The 13,858-nt window shown below is 58.6% G+C and carries 12 protein-coding genes; 7 read left to right on the top strand and 5 right to left on the bottom strand.

Features of this window, described 5'->3' with window-relative positions:
* Positions 1–3: 3 nt before the first annotated feature.
* Positions 4–759 (bottom strand): DUF8198 family protein, encoded by a 756-nt coding sequence (locus F6Y09_RS02480; protein ID WP_152205328.1) that lies wholly within the window; start codon positions 757–759, stop codon positions 4–6.
* A 78-nt stretch (positions 760–837) separates the two neighbouring features.
* Entirely contained in the window at positions 838–1,761 is a 924-nt protein-coding gene (locus F6Y09_RS02475) for an alpha/beta fold hydrolase (protein WP_152205327.1), read from the bottom strand.
* Positions 1,762–2,063: 302 nt separating this feature from the next.
* Here F6Y09_RS02475 and F6Y09_RS02470 point away from each other — a divergent pair, with 302 nt between their 5' ends.
* The 4 genes from F6Y09_RS02470 to F6Y09_RS02455 all read left to right on the top strand — a co-directional run bounded on the left by F6Y09_RS02470 (position 2,064) and on the right by F6Y09_RS02455 (position 8,862).
* Positions 2,064–3,458, top strand: a complete 1,395-nt coding sequence (locus F6Y09_RS02470; RefSeq protein WP_152205956.1) for a WS/DGAT domain-containing protein — start codon at positions 2,064–2,066, stop codon at positions 3,456–3,458.
* 255 nt (positions 3,459–3,713) lie between these two features.
* Positions 3,714–4,814, top strand: a complete 1,101-nt coding sequence (locus tag F6Y09_RS02465) for a porin (protein WP_152205326.1) — start codon at positions 3,714–3,716, stop codon at positions 4,812–4,814.
* 273 nt (positions 4,815–5,087) lie between these two features.
* Positions 5,088–6,272, top strand: coding sequence for a nitric oxide-sensing protein NosP (gene nosP / locus F6Y09_RS02460; RefSeq protein WP_152205955.1), 1,185 nt, complete (start codon positions 5,088–5,090; stop codon positions 6,270–6,272).
* Positions 6,250–8,862 carry a hybrid sensor histidine kinase/response regulator gene (locus F6Y09_RS02455; RefSeq protein ID WP_152205954.1) on the top strand — a complete coding sequence of 871 codons (2,613 nt, stop codon included), beginning with the start codon at positions 6,250–6,252 and terminating at the stop codon, positions 8,860–8,862. Before nosP ends, F6Y09_RS02455 begins: the two co-directional genes overlap by 23 nt.
* An 18-nt stretch (positions 8,863–8,880) precedes the next feature.
* Here the strand turns inward: F6Y09_RS02455 and F6Y09_RS02450 are convergent, their stop codons facing one another.
* Positions 8,881–9,564 carry a response regulator gene (locus F6Y09_RS02450; RefSeq protein WP_152205953.1) on the bottom strand — a complete coding sequence of 228 codons (684 nt, stop codon included), beginning with the start codon at positions 9,562–9,564 and terminating at the stop codon, positions 8,881–8,883.
* 285 nt (positions 9,565–9,849) lie between these two features.
* On the opposite strand from F6Y09_RS02450, the gene F6Y09_RS02445 reads away from it, so the two are divergent.
* From F6Y09_RS02445 to F6Y09_RS02435, 3 genes are read left to right on the top strand one after another with little or no spacing between them, the layout of a single operon-like run.
* Positions 9,850–10,899, top strand: a complete 1,050-nt coding sequence (locus tag F6Y09_RS02445) for an ABC transporter substrate-binding protein (RefSeq protein ID WP_246180267.1) — start codon at positions 9,850–9,852, stop codon at positions 10,897–10,899.
* Entirely contained in the window at positions 10,896–11,657 is a 762-nt protein-coding gene (locus F6Y09_RS02440; protein WP_152205325.1) for an ABC transporter permease, read from the top strand. The genes F6Y09_RS02445 and F6Y09_RS02440 overlap by 4 nt, the downstream gene beginning before the upstream one ends.
* Complete coding sequence (locus F6Y09_RS02435; RefSeq protein WP_152205324.1) at positions 11,650–12,318, top strand: ABC transporter ATP-binding protein; 669 nt, start codon at positions 11,650–11,652, stop codon at positions 12,316–12,318. Before F6Y09_RS02440 ends, F6Y09_RS02435 begins: the two co-directional genes overlap by 8 nt.
* On the opposite strand, the gene F6Y09_RS02430 is transcribed toward F6Y09_RS02435, so the two are convergent.
* A complete protein-coding gene (locus tag F6Y09_RS02430) occupies positions 12,315–13,118 on the bottom strand; it encodes an ABC transporter permease (RefSeq protein WP_152205323.1) in 804 nt (267 codons plus the stop codon). The genes F6Y09_RS02435 and F6Y09_RS02430 overlap by 4 nt on opposite strands.
* Positions 13,115–13,843: an ATP-binding cassette domain-containing protein gene (locus F6Y09_RS02425; protein ID WP_152205322.1), complete on the bottom strand. Its 729-nt coding sequence runs from the start codon at positions 13,841–13,843 to the stop codon at positions 13,115–13,117. Before F6Y09_RS02425 ends, F6Y09_RS02430 begins: the two co-directional genes overlap by 4 nt.
* Positions 13,844–13,858: the final 15 nt, after the last annotated feature.

The following is a 13,858-nucleotide window of genomic DNA, read 5'->3' as shown; positions in this document are numbered from 1 at the left end:
AGTTCAGATGCGCAGGCGGCCGGTGACGCTGAAGGGCTCGCGGGCGCCTGCCAGGATCTGTGCCAACACCTGGCGCTCCCGCGCCACCACCTCATTAATCAGCACCTCGACGCGGTCCATGGACTGAAAGGCGCTGTAGCCCCGATGCAGGAAAGCGTGTAAATCCTCCAGCCCTGCCATGTCTGCGGGGCCACGGCTCATTCCGAGTAACCACCCAACACTTCGGCTTTTGACGTAGCGGTCCAGCTGACTGCCGACTTTTGCAATCAGACTGATCTGGCACTCTCTCGAATCAATACTTCCGGTGGCGCGGAAGGCCGCGCAGTAGGCCTCCTGATGAAGAAAATCGAGGTTGACGCCGGTCTGGACGAGTTGCTCCAGCAAGCTCAGGTCAAGTTGCTGGGTGACATGGTTGAGCTCCACCATGCTGGCGAACGTGTCCAGCAAAGAGTCCGGCAGCCACTTGATCATTTTGGGGAATACCCGATCGATGTCGTCATCCCGGCGGTTGTCTGCAACCGGCGTATATAAATCGCTGAGCAGAAAGGCCAGGCCCTGGTGGTACGATGGGTGACGATAAAGGTCGGCATGGGTGGTTTTCAGCCGCTCGCTCTGCCATTGGGCCAGTGCGGCCTGATAGCCTGCCAGAGGATGGTTGGCTTTCGAATAACGGAAATCGTGATAGGCGAGCAGCCGGGACTGCAACTGTCGAGCGCTCTCGCTTCGTACCGGTGTCGCAACCAGGCGTTTACGAAACATGGCAGGCGAGCCTCCGCGTAATTGTGTCGGTGAAACCCGACAGTTTACCGGAGCATCGGCTGTGATGGCAGTCTGGATTCAGCCTTGGGCAGTGGCCAGCAGGTGTTCGAAGCCGGGTATCCACTCTTTGCTATCGAGAGTAATAAAGTGGCTGGGTGCCTCGGTTTCAACGATTCGCATCGTGGTCGGGCTCTTGCGTGCGCTGGCCAGCATCGCCGTGCGATCGAGAATACGATCAATCTGTGGAATCAGGAAGGTACCGTGACGGACGTTGTCAAACACATCGGTATCGGTACGCTCCATCCACGCCATCAGGTTTTCCAGGTTACGGACAATAGTCAGATGGTCCTGGGTGGCGGAAAACATTTTCGCCAGCAATTGCTTTTTGCGGGGGTTCATCTTGCCAAAAAAGGTTTGTCCGTAGGCGGAGGAGGGCGCACTGTTAATCAGGCGAATCAGCCATGGCCACATGCCGTGGCTGACCGGCTCCAGCAGCGTTGTGACCAGAGCATGCAGCCTGGCTTTGGGTAGCACTGGCGCTTCGAGCACAATGTCCACGTGCTCGAACAACTCCGGGCACTGGATGGCCGCTTCCAGTACAACGGCCCCGCCCCGGGAATGGCCGTGCACCCGGATATTATTGGTGCTGGGAAGGTTGGCCAGTGCCTGGTTCAGTATGCAGGCATCGTATTCAATCGTTGCCTCAAGGTGCTTGATGGGGACTTCCCAGTCCGGGGCCTCAAGGTTCACGCCGTTAACCGGAATGTGATAATTACTGCAGGTCAGAAGCACCAGTTCGGTGTTGGGGGATTCGTAAGCCTGGGTAAAGTAGCAGTGATTTTCCAGAAAGCCATGAACGCCGATCACGGTTTGCTCTGCCTTGCCGCTGTGATTGCGCACAGAGACGGCGCCCCGTCCGACCCGGTAGACGCGGCCGGAAAACATTTCCGAATAGGCGCTGTCGATCGGTTTGGTCAGCTTTCGAACATGGCTTGCTTTCATGACCACTCTCCCAAAGGCTAGCCAGACGGGGCACTGCCTTAATGCTTGTTTATACTCGCAACAATGCTCTCTGTATCCTTTCAGGGCGGCCGGGATACGACCGCGGCCGGAGTTAGTTCGGCCTTCCCCCGGGCCAATCAGCCCCGACAAATGTTAAATACTGCTTAATTTTGATTATAAGCGGTGAACCTGAACATGGTGTAATTTTTTGTTTTTCAGGCCTTGTGGAGCCACAGGTGCTTGTCTGGCACAATGCCGGGTCGATTTTCACTCTCTTCTTTATCAGCCGGGGTAGTCAGGCCTTGAGTCACGAGGAATCATGTTTGCTCTTGCCCGTGGATTCGGCCTGGTTGGCGCTGGAGCGTCCCAACAACCCGATGACCATCACTGTATTGATGCGGGTAGAAGCGTTGACCACCGACCGGCTAATCGACTTTCTAAAAATCTACTGGATGGCCTGGGAGCGGTTCCGGTTCATGCCGGTTCAACATTTATCCGGCTGGTGGTGGGAGTCTGACCCGACCTTTGCGCTGCAGCACCATATCGAAACGGTACCGGACGCTCTTGATGAGACTCAGCTTCAGACCTGGGTCTCGGCGCGGCTGAACCAGCCGTTGCCGGAGTATCGTCCGCGCTGGAAATTCTGGCTGTTACCCAATGCCGAGGGTGGGGCTGCATTGTTGCTGCGCATTCACCATTGTTACGGTGATGGCGTTGCCCTTATGGGGGTATTTGAGCGGATCTGTACCCGCTCCCCGCAACAGGCGCCGGTGTTGTATGGAGCCCTGGAACGCGCGGATTTGGGTCGTTGGGGCCGGGCAGCCCAGGCCTGGTTGCACTCGCTGCAAACCCGGGCGGATGCTCGCCAGACCGGTGGCGTGGCGGACCTTGAGAAAGTGACCGGGCCGCGGCGTCCCCTTGAGCGAGCGGCTTTTAACGGCCTCCGCCTGGTGAATGAGCTCAGCCAGTTCCTGATTGAGCCAGAGGATACCGATTCGCCTCTGACGACGCCGCTGCTGGGGCGAAGAAGCTGTCGCTGGAGCGTGCCAGTCGAGCTGTCCCGTTTTCGTTCGGCCGCCAGGGCGACCGGCTGCACCATCAACGATGTCCTGCTGGCTTGTGTATCCGGCGCGGTTCGCAAACAGCTTGAAAACGCCGGTCTGGACCTTGATGAGGTGGTGCTCCACGCCGCCGTGCCGGTGAATATCCGGGGCTGCCTTCCGGAGGGTATAGAGCCGGAACCGGGCACCCTCGGAAACTATTTCGGCACGGTATTTGTACCGCTGCCGGTGGATGGCGAAAGCGCACTTGAGCGGCTGTACCGGGTTAAACATGAAACCCGGAAACTCAAAAAGAGCTGGCAACCCTGCATCGCCTGGGGGCTGACCAGCAGCGCCAGTCTGCTGCCATCACCCGTACGGCAATCCTTCCGGGAACTGCTGTGTCGAAAAGCCAGCGCGGTGGTCTCGAATGTATCCGGCACACCAGAGCCCCGCTACCTTGCCGGTTGCCGGATTATGGAGCAGATGTACTGGGTGCCCCAGGCTGGCGATATCGGCCTGGGCATCAGCATTGTCAGCTACGCCGGCCGGGTGCAGTTCGGCGTCGTATCCGACGAAGCCGTGATGGCTGACCCTGCCGGTTTCCTGTCCGACTGCCTTCAGGCACTTAATGACTATCCGGGTTACACCGACTAACCCGGCTCGCCCCATCGTTGATCAATTCGTCGTATGAATTCTGCCTTAATCCCTCGCAGTCGTAATCCCAAAGTGCTGGTTTTGCGGCCTACTAAATGAGCAGACAAACGATTCCCTTTGCTTATACCTCTGCGCAAGCGCTTATCCGATTATAGCTATTGGGTCTGGATTGACGGCCTTGGGGAGGCCCGGAGGTACTGATGCGCCGGCTTTCCCTACTAAAACAACATCGAGTCGAACATTTCCGGGGGAGCTATGAAAAACAACAACTTCAAATTGTCTGGGCTGGCACTTGCGCTGGCCGCACTGTCGGGGATGAGCGCCACGTCTCAGGCCGCCGTCGAGCTGTATAACGAGGACGGCACGACCTTCTCGGTAGATGGCTATTTCAACGCTTTTTACATCAACCGTGATGATAAAGTGAATGACGTCACCAATTCCGATGTCAAAATGGGTTTTCTGCCCAACACCATCGGATTCAACTTCAGCAAAGAGATGGGCGATCTGACCGTGGGCGGCCGGTCTTCATTCTGGACCACTATCAACGACAGCCTGCAGTCGCCTACTGACACCGCCATCGATGTGCGTCAGTTTTACGCCACCGTGGACGGTTCCTTCGGCCAGGTCCTGTTGGGTAAGGATTTCGGCTTGTACGCCCGTTCCAATATATTCCAGGATGAAATTCTCATGGGGTTCGGGTCCCCAGGTGCGGCAACCGGTGTATCCTTCGGCAATATCCGCACGGGCTACCCTTATCCGAATCCGTCAGCACAGATTACCTACCGGACTCCGGATATGGGTGGCCTGAAGGTTGCAGCGGGTATTTTTGAACCGGCCGATACGACCCCAGGTGCGCAGTCCGAGCAGTCGGCGCCGCGCTTTGAAGCCGAGGTGACCTATAGTGCTGACCTCAGTGGCGTGGCTTTGACTGGCTGGCTGAACGGCCGTCATCAGAGTTCTGAAAACTCAACTACCGAAGTGGATAGCCAGGGTATCGGTTACGGCCTTAATGCGTCGGTGGCGGGTTTCTCATTAACCGCATCGGGCTTCACATCCGAGGGTGATGTTCCCGTATTGATTTCAGATACGCCCCTTGCCTCCGAGGAGGATGCCGACGGCTACCTGGTGCAGGGTTCCTATACACTGGGCGCCAACCGTTTTGTGGTTTCCTACGGCGAAACGGACTCGGATCAGGGCGATTTCGAGACGGAGAACACCTCCTTTGCTGTGTTCCACGATGTAAACAGCAACTTAAAGCTGGTGGCCGAGTACAACATGTTCGAGTCCGCCAATAACGCCGGCGATACCACCGACGAAGCCGACACCCTCGCACTTGGCGCAGTAGTTATGTTCTAGTAGCTCGTTCTCTGGCAATGTCGGGGCAACAACGGCCCTGCATTGCCGGAATACCAGAGAAGCGGTAAAGGAGTTAGCAAAGGATCTAGCACTAAAGTGCTGTTTTGCTGAGTCTCGCGCCTTGCAAAATGAAGGGGTTTTGTTCTGGAGGCATGATAATCAATGGCCTACATGAGATTTGGCGCGCCGATCAAAAGCACTGAAGTCTCATTGGCCCGGCCAGGGGAAGTCGTACAATCGACAGATCAGCCCCCGATGTTGGAGCCAGCGTTGATGAAGTCCGCGACTACTCTTTCTACCGCTGCCGTATCTGCGGTGCGTGTTGCCAGCTCCAATACGCGAGATCCGGTGCTGGCAGCCACCCATTTGGCCAGCCAGCTCAACCATGAACACCTGGGGTGTGTGTTGTTCTTTTGCTCGGCTGAATATGACCTCCTACGGCTCGGTACCGCCCTTGAACACGTGTTTGCGGGTGTGCGCGTATGCGGATGTACGTCGGCAGGGGAAATCACGCCCGAAGGCTATGGCCGGGGTTGTATCACTGCCATCGGGTTCGACCAGCGTTACTTTGCCATTGGCTGCGCATTGATCAGCGAGCTGGAAAGTTTCTCCCTGCAGGGTGCCCAGGATTTGATCGATGGCCTGTTGAGCACCTGCAAAGGCGGAAACATTGCCCCGGTGAAGGGCAACACATTTGCCATAACCCTGCTCGACGGTTTGTCCAGCCGTGAGGAACTCGTGCTTGCCACCCTGAATTCAGCCCTGGGGAGCATTCCACATTTCGGTGGTTCCGCCGGCGATGACGAACGCCTGGCCAACACGCATGTTTTTTATGACGGCTGCTTTCACACCCGGGCCGCGACGGTGCTGCTGGTAAACACGTCGCTGGATTTCCGGGTGTTTTCCACTCACCACATGCAGGAACGTAACGACAAGCTGGTGGTGACGTCAGCAGACAGCGACAGCCGAACGGTGTTCGAGCTGAACGCGGAGCCTGCGGGGGAAGCCTATGCCCGGGCGGCAGGCGTGGCGTTTGAAGACCTTGACCGCAAGACCTTTGCGCTGCGGCCGATGGCGGTCAAAATCGGCAATCACTACTTTATCCGTTCTATCCAGCGGGTGAATCCGGACAAGAGCCTGACTTTTTACTGCGCGGTTGAAACCGGTATTGTCATGACTGCCATGGAGCCGGGGCCGTTACTGGACAACCTGCGGCAGCACCTGCAGGAAGCCGAAGCAGAGGTCGGACCTCCATTGCTGACTATTGGCTGTGACTGTTTCCTGCGGCGCCTGGAAGCCGAACTGACGGGTGTCGCAGAGCAGACCTCCGAGTTCCTGAAAGCCCACAAGGTGATCGGATTCAATACCTACGGCGAGCAGTTTGAGGGCATGCATATTAATCAGACATTCACGGGGGTGGTGATTGGGCAACCTGATGCCAGCGCCGGAGACCTCTGATATTCCGCCTGAGGACCCAAAGGATATCCGGATTCGCGAGCTTGAGGCAGAAAATCTGCGTCTGCACAGAATCCGGGATGCCCTGATTACCCGGGTAGAGTCCAGCACGGCTCATAAACCGGAGCCCTATGCTGCCTTTGAGCATTCCGTCATCCTGGCCGAGCAGGTACGTGAGCGCACCGAAGCCCTCAACATCGCCATGGGCGACCTCAAATCCAGCAACAAAGCCCTCAGTAAGGCCCGGTACGAAGCCGAAACTACCCGCCAGCGCCTGAGCGATGCGATTGAAAGCATTGCCGATGGCTTCGTACTGTTTGATCACGAGCACCGCCTGATTCAGGCCAACAGCCGGTTTCGCAGTTATTGGAGTGCCCATGGCGAAGGCATTGAACCGGGCACGCTGATTGGCGACGTCAAGGCGCGGGCACTGAGTTCGGGGCTGATTGTGGAAGAGCACAATGATCCCGCCGCCGAGGGTTCGGTGTTTCTGCTGTCCAATGGGCGCTGGGTACAGATGACTGAGCGGTCGACCCGGGAGGGCGGGCTGGTGGTTCTGTATTCCGACATCACCGATATCAAGAATACGGAAACCGCTCGTCGTGAACTGGCTTTGGCAGAGAAATCCCGCCTGTTGCAGTCCACAGTGGATAATCTCTCCCAGGGTGTGGTGTTGGTCAACGAAGCGGGCTATCCGGAGATCTGGAACCATGGCTTTCTGGCCCTGACAGGCCTGGATGCTACCCGGATCAGCACCCATTCGCCGTTTGCCGCCATCATGGCCAGCTCGGCTTTGCCTTTGCCGGCGGCCAGATCGGATGGTACCGAACGAGTGGCCCGGGAAGAGCAAGTGCACCGCCAGAAAGATGGCACGGTGCTGGAAATCAAGACTCACCCGATGCCCGACGGTGGCTTCGTCAACACCTATACCGATATCACCGAACGTTACCGTTACGCCGAAACGCTCAAGGAAAGCGAACGCTGGATCCGGCTGGTGACCGACCATGTGCCAGCATTGATAGCGTACATCGGGGCGGATTTCACCATCCAATTTTGCAACAAGGTCTACGATGCCTGGTACGGAGATGGCCAGCAGTCCTTGCTGGGCCGTGATCTCTCCAGCGTTCATGGGCCAGAGCTCTTCAAGCGCCTGTTACCCAAGATGCAGGAAGCCATGGCGGGGCAAAACGTAACCTTTGAGTTCGAAGAGTCCAATGCCCGGGGCGAGCAGCGTTACATGTTGCGCTCCTATGTGCCCAATACTGACGATAAGGGCCGAGTGGTAGGGTTCTTCGTGATGATTCGCGATATTACTGACCGGCGCAGGACCGCTTTGGCGTTGCAGCAGGCCTACGACAACCTTGAGCGCCGGGTAAAAGAACGCACGTCAGCCTTGACCGGACTGAACAGCCAGCTGCGCCAGGAAATCAACGAAAGGTCCGCCGTGGAAGCGCGCCTGAGGGATGCCAAGCTGGAAGCCGAGCGGGCGAACCTGTCCAAAACCAAATTTCTGGCGGCGGTCAGCCACGATCTGCTGCAGCCTCTGAACGCAGCCAGGCTGTTTACCAGTGCCCTGCTGGAGCATTCCTTCGGTTCCAGAGCGGAAGGCCTGGTGCGCTCGGTCAGCACCTCCCTGGATGATGTCGAAAGCCTGCTGGGCACGCTGGTGGATATTTCCAAGCTCGATGCCGGCGTGATCAAACCCGATGTCACGGCGTTTGATCTGAGAGACCTGCTCAACAACCTGGCCCGGGAGTTCCGCCAGATGGCGCTGGCGGAAGGTCTGGAGCTGGACTTTGTAGCTTCGTCGGTGGTGGTGCAGTCGGATTCCCAGTTACTGGCGCGGATCCTGCGTAACTTTCTAACCAACGCCATCCGGTATACCGGCAAAGGCCGGATCATGCTGGGCTGCCGTCGGCGCCGGAACAGTTTACTGCTGCAGGTATGGGACACCGGGCCTGGCATTCCGGCGGACAAACTGACCGAGATTTTCCAGGAGTTCAAACGCATCCGCCCCGCGGGCTCACCCGCCGACAAGGGGCTGGGGTTGGGGCTGGCTATCGTCGATAAAATCGCCCGTATGCTGAACCATCGAATCACCGTCAGTTCCACCGAGGGTAAGGGTTCGGTCTTTTCCGTCGAGGTGCCCCTGGGACAGCTGCAGCCCAAACAGATGCAGGAAGATGTCGCCCTGAGCATCCGGCAGGATCAGGATCTGAATGATGCCCGCATCTGGGTGATCGACAATGATCGTGCGATCTGCAGCGGTATGGCTACATTGCTGGAAGGCTGGGGTTGCGAGGTGGTGACAGCGGTATCGCTGGAGGACCTGGCCGGCAAAGTTGATCTGGCTAACGAGAAGGTTGACGTGATTCTGGCGGACTATCATCTGGACAACGACGAGAACGGGGTAGACGCCGTCGCAGAGGTTAACCGGCGTCGTGCCCAGCCACTACCGGTGCTGATGATTACCGCGAATTACAGCAATGAACTCAAACAGCATATCCGGGCTCAGGGTTATCTGCTGATGAACAAGCCGGTCAAGCCCCTGAAGCTGCGGAGCGCCCTGACGCATCTGTTAAGGAGCGCCTGAGCGTTGCGCTTCGCCTTGCTAGCGCTTCAGGTACTGGCTGAAGTCCACGTCACTGGCCGACAGGATAGCCTGTACCCGATTGTGAACGCCCAGCTTGCGCAGGATGGCCGATACATGAGCCTTAACGGTGGTCTCCGCAATATTGAGGTTATAGGCGATCTGCTTGTTGGATTCGCCCTTGGACATACGCTCCAGTACCAGCAGCTGCCTTCGGGTCAGGGAGTTCAGCAATTCAGCCGAGATCAGGTTGTCGTCCTGCCGGTGCCGGCGGGTGCTCTCTTTACCGGTGCGGATGATGTCAGAGGGCAGGTACACATTGCCATTGAGGATCTGTTGGATGGCTTCCGTCATCTGGGCCCGGGGCGACGATTTGGTGATGAAGCCAATGGCGCCGTAAGTAATGGCCTGTAAGACGACTTGCTTGTCCTCTTCCGCCGAGACGATGACTACCGGAATGGTCGGGGCCTCATTGCGCAGGGAAATCAGCCCGTTCAGGCCATGCATGCCCGGCATGTTGAGGTCCAGCAGAATCAGATCGAGGTCGTCATGTTCGTGGGTAAGCAGCAAGGCGCTGTCCAGATCTGCGGTTTCGATCACTTCGCTGCCTGCGAACCCGGACTCGATCACACTGGTGATCGCCTCGCGGAACAACGGGTGATCATCCGCGATCAGAATTTTGTATACCGGTGTAGTCACTTCCATGGTGTCAGCTTCACTTTTGGCCAGTTCGCTATTTTTTTCAGCATAGTCGGTTTTGGCCGGTATTGCTTCCCGTGTCGGGGTCAGCATGGCTATCCCTCTGTTGTTGTTATCGATTCGGGTGTTAGAGCCGGATGATGCTATCGGGTGTCTGGACAAACTTCAGGCAGCTATGATAGTCCTGTCAGTAGACGCCGATTTTCGCTTTGGGTGAATGAGACCATCGCAGCAAAAAAGATGCACCAAAGTACTATTCTTGTCAGTGGCCAGGGTTCGTATCGTGAACAAATGAGAAAATTTTCAGAGATATTTCGCCCTGACTCCGGTGTCATGGGGGCTCTAACCGGAGTTCTGTGTGACAGGTTGTGCCGGTATTTGCTGGTGTTCAGTTGTTTCTCTGTCACCCTGACGGCGCTAGCAGATGCCCCGCCAGGCGGGCCTGCCGAGCCCTTACCCGTGCTGTCGCTCAGTGTCCTCCAGTTCGGCACCGCCCATTGGGAGCTTGATCATCTGCAACGGCAACAGCTGGACCTCGCCCACGGTTTCACGCTTGAGGTGCGCGAGGTAGCCAATTTGGCAGCATCCCATCTGGCCGTGTCCAGTGGTGACGTCAACGGCGCGGTGGCGGATCTGTTGTGGGTGCAATCCCGTTACGACTCTGGTGCTCCCTTTCTTTACCTGCCTTTCTCATCCGCCATCGGTGACATCGTTGTACCGGAAAACTCCCCGATACAAGCGTTGCCGGACTTGCTGGGCAAACGTATCGGGGTGGCTGGCGGGCCGGACGCCAAGGGCTGGATACTGCTGCAAAAAGTGGCTCAACAGCAGGGCATTGAGCTGGCAGGTAATGTTGATGTGCAGTATGCGGCGCCTCCGTTGCTAAGCCAGGCGTTGCGGCGAGGGCAGGTGGATGCCCTGATTACCTATTGGCACTTTGCCGCCCGGCTGAAAGGCGAAGGCGGGGTCCGCACCGCATTCAGCATGGACGACCTGTTGAGCGCGCTGGAGCTGAACCCTGACCTGCCGGTACTGGGCTATGTTTTTCCCGAATCGTGGGCCGACCGGAACCCGACCTTGCTAAGCCGGTTTGACCGGGCATTGCGGCAAGCCAAAGCCGAGCTTGCAGCCAATCCGGCGCACTGGGCGGCTTTGAGGCCGCTGATGCGTGCCGAGGATGACGGGGTATTCCAGGCCCTGCGCGAGGGCTTCGTCGCGGGCATTCCGGAGCCTCTGGACCCGAGTCGTATCAACGATCTCCAGCGTTTGCTCCGACTTTCAGCGGGAACGCAAAACCACAGGCCGCTGCCGGACAGTCTGTTTTTCAGGCCCACCCCATGAATCCCCCGCGCTGGGCCTATTGGATCATGCTGCCCCTGGCGGTGCTGGTGTGGGCCCTGACGGCAGCAGTCCTGGATACAGCATTGCTACCGACGCCGGCCATCGTGCTGGAGAGCTTCTGGCAGTCGGTCCAGACCGGTGACATGCAATACCACCTGGGCGTGACTCTGCGCCGGGTGATCATCAGCTTTGTTCTTGCTATGACCCTCGGCACCCTGCTGGGTATCTGGATGGGACGCTCCCTGCTCGCCAATGCGCTGCTTGATCCGCTGCTGGTGCTGTTCCTCAACCTACCGGCGCTGGTCGTCATTATCCTGCTTTACGTCTGGTTCGGGCTGGTCGAAACTGCTGCCGTAATGGCGGTGGTGATCAACAAGGTGCCCAACGTTGCTGTCACTGTGCGGGAGGGCGCTCGCAGTCTGGACGGGCGGCTGGAACAGATGGCCCGGGTGTACCGGTTCAGTCACTGGCAGCGGGCCGTGCATGTCTGGGTGCCGCAACTGTTCCCCTACATGATGGCAGCAACCCGGGGTGGGTTGGCACTGATCTGGAAAATCGTGCTGGTGGTGGAGCTGCTGGGTCGCTCCGATGGCATTGGTTTCCAGCTTCATATGGCGTTTCAGGTCTTCGATGTGGCGAGTATCCTGGCATACAGCCTGGCGTTTATTGCGGTGGTGCAGCTGATCGAACTCGCCCTGCTGCAACCGCTGGAACGCAAGGCTTCGCGCTGGCGCACAGCGGGAATGCATCATGCTTGAGTTGCGGATCGACGGCATCGCGGCAGGTCATCCGGTGCTGGGAGAGATTTTTGTTCAAGTAGACGCAGGGGATCGCATCTGCCTGCTGGGCCCCTCCGGCGTGGGCAAAACCACCTTGCTCAATGGCATTGCGGGCCTCGACCGCCGCTTGACCGGTGAGATGATCAGGACCCAGCCAGGCCTTCGCATCGGTTATCTGTTCCAGGAGCACCGTTTGCTGCCCTGGCGCACCGTTAGGCAGAACCTGTTGCTGGTGGGAGCCAGCCCCCGGGAAGTCGACCGGCTGCTCGAACAGGTGGGTCTTGGCGGCGCCGGCGATGTGCTGCCAGACCAGCTTTCCCTGGGCATGGCGCGCCGCGCTGCCCTGGCCCGCTGCCTCGCGATCAAGCCCGACCTGTTGTTGCTCGATGAGCCTTTCGCCTCCCTGGACCCGGATCGCGCAGATGAGTTGCGGGCCTTGATCAGCACCCTGCTGGACGATTACCCCGCCATGGCAATGATCTGTGTCACCCACGACCCCCGGGACGCAGACCGCCTCGCCAACCGCCTCTGGTATCTGGATGGTGTGCCGGCACGATTGCAGTGGGATGATCCACTGACCGCATCCGCGACCGCAGAGTCGTTGACACTGCGGCTACGGGCACTCGCGGGCCCAGCCTAAGCGGTTTTGGTATCCAGGATCTTGGTGCGCTGTGGCCGGAAGCCCGCGGTGGCGAGGCCGGCGAGCACCAGGGTGACAGCGGCGGTGATGCCAAAGGCCTGGGGATTCCATTGCAGGTAGAGGGCGAAGCGGATGGCCTCGACGGCGTGGGTGAAGGGGTTGAACTGGCACAGCCAGTAGAGCCAGGGGCTGGCTTCCTGCATTTTCCACAGCGGATAGAGCGCCGAGGACAGGAAGAACATCGGGAAGATGACGAAATTCATCACCCCGGCGAAGTTCTCCAGTTGTTTGATCCAGGTCGCAATCAGCAGCCCCAGGGCGCCCAGCATCAAAGACGCCAACAGCAGGGCCGGCAGCACCGCCAGATAACCCCAGGCGGGCGGTTCCACATCCAGCAGCCGGGCCACCAGCAGGAACACATATACCTGGCCGATCGATACGATTCCCATGGACAGCAGTTTGGTGACCAGCAGGAAGGGCCTCGGCAAAGGGCTCATCAGCAACACCCGCATGCTACCCAGTTCCCGGTCATATACCATGGAGAGTGCGCCCTGCATGCTGTTGAACAGCACGATCATGCCGCACAGGCCGGGGGCGATGTAGGTCTCGTAGGTGATGTAAGTCTGGTAAGGCGGAATGATGGACACCCCAAGGACTGCCCGGAACCCGGCGGCAAACACCACCAGCCACAGTAACGGGCGCACCAGGGCACTGAAGAAGCGGGTACGCTGTTGCCAGAACCTGAGCCACTCGCGAACCTGGATGCCGACAAAACAGTGCCAGTAATGGACGGGTTTCATGAAGATCCGGCTCCGGTGAGGGCGTGAAAGGTGGTGGCAAGGTCCGGCTGACCTTCGTGGTCGCACAGCGCCTGACCTTCGCCGTTGGCCAGCAACACGCCCTCGTGCAGGATCAGCACCCGGTCTTCCGGTTGTACCTCCTCAATCAAATGCGTGGCCCAGAGCACCGTCAGGCCATCCTCGGCACAGAGCTTACGGACGTGACTGTTCAGCGCGGCGCGGCTGGCCACATCGAGGCCGACGGTCGGTTCATCCAGCAACAGCAAGGTTGGGTGATGCAGCAGGGCGCGGGCAATTTCTACCCGGCGCCGGTGGCCGCCGTTCAGCAGCCGTACCGGGTCATTGGCGCGCTCGGCGAGGGCGAACCGCTCCAGTTCCCGGTCACTGCGCAGGCGCGCTTCCTTGCGGGATAATCCGTGCAAGGCGGCGTGGTACAGCAGGTTCTGGCGTACTGTCAGGTCCAGGTCCAGGGCGTTCTGCTGGAATACCACACCGATGTGCCTCATGGCATCCGCTGGCTGTTTGCGCAGGGATTGACCATCCAGGAACAAGTCACCGGTTTGCAGCGCCAGCAGGCGGGTCATCAACCCGAACAACGTGGATTTACCGGCGCCGTTGGGGCCGAGCAGGGCATGAAAACGGCCAGCGGCCAGCGTAAAGCTGACCTCCGTAAGAACCTGTTTCGAGCCGTACCGGAAACCGATGTTACGAGCTTCAATGGTCATGGCTTTGCTTTGATT

Source organism: Marinobacter changyiensis (assembly GCF_009193265.1).
Taxonomy (GTDB): domain Bacteria; phylum Pseudomonadota; class Gammaproteobacteria; order Pseudomonadales; family Oleiphilaceae; genus Marinobacter; species Marinobacter changyiensis.
This window is presented reverse-complemented; position numbering and strand designations above follow the sequence as displayed.

Coding starts and splice junctions, on each gene's coding strand:
- F6Y09_RS02425 (WP_152205322.1), bottom strand. CDS start 13,843: ATGACCATTGAAGCTCGTAACATCGGTTTCCGGTACGGCTCGAAACAG.
- F6Y09_RS02430 (WP_152205323.1), bottom strand. CDS start 13,118: ATGAAACCCGTCCATTACTGGCACTGTTTTGTCGGCATCCAGGTTCGC.
- F6Y09_RS02450 (WP_152205953.1), bottom strand. CDS start 9,564: ATGGAAGTGACTACACCGGTATACAAAATTCTGATCGCGGATGATCAC.
- F6Y09_RS02435 (WP_152205324.1), top strand. CDS start 11,650: ATGCTTGAGTTGCGGATCGACGGCATCGCGGCAGGTCATCCGGTGCTG.
- F6Y09_RS02475 (WP_152205327.1), bottom strand. CDS start 1,761: ATGAAAGCAAGCCATGTTCGAAAGCTGACCAAACCGATCGACAGCGCC.
- F6Y09_RS02440 (WP_152205325.1), top strand. CDS start 10,896: ATGAATCCCCCGCGCTGGGCCTATTGGATCATGCTGCCCCTGGCGGTG.
- F6Y09_RS02465 (WP_152205326.1), top strand. CDS start 3,714: ATGAAAAACAACAACTTCAAATTGTCTGGGCTGGCACTTGCGCTGGCC.
- nosP (WP_152205955.1), top strand. CDS start 5,088: ATGAAGTCCGCGACTACTCTTTCTACCGCTGCCGTATCTGCGGTGCGT.
- F6Y09_RS02445 (WP_246180267.1), top strand. CDS start 9,850: ATGAGAAAATTTTCAGAGATATTTCGCCCTGACTCCGGTGTCATGGGG.
- F6Y09_RS02480 (WP_152205328.1), bottom strand. CDS start 759: ATGTTTCGTAAACGCCTGGTTGCGACACCGGTACGAAGCGAGAGCGCT.
- F6Y09_RS02455 (WP_152205954.1), top strand. CDS start 6,250: ATGCCAGCGCCGGAGACCTCTGATATTCCGCCTGAGGACCCAAAGGAT.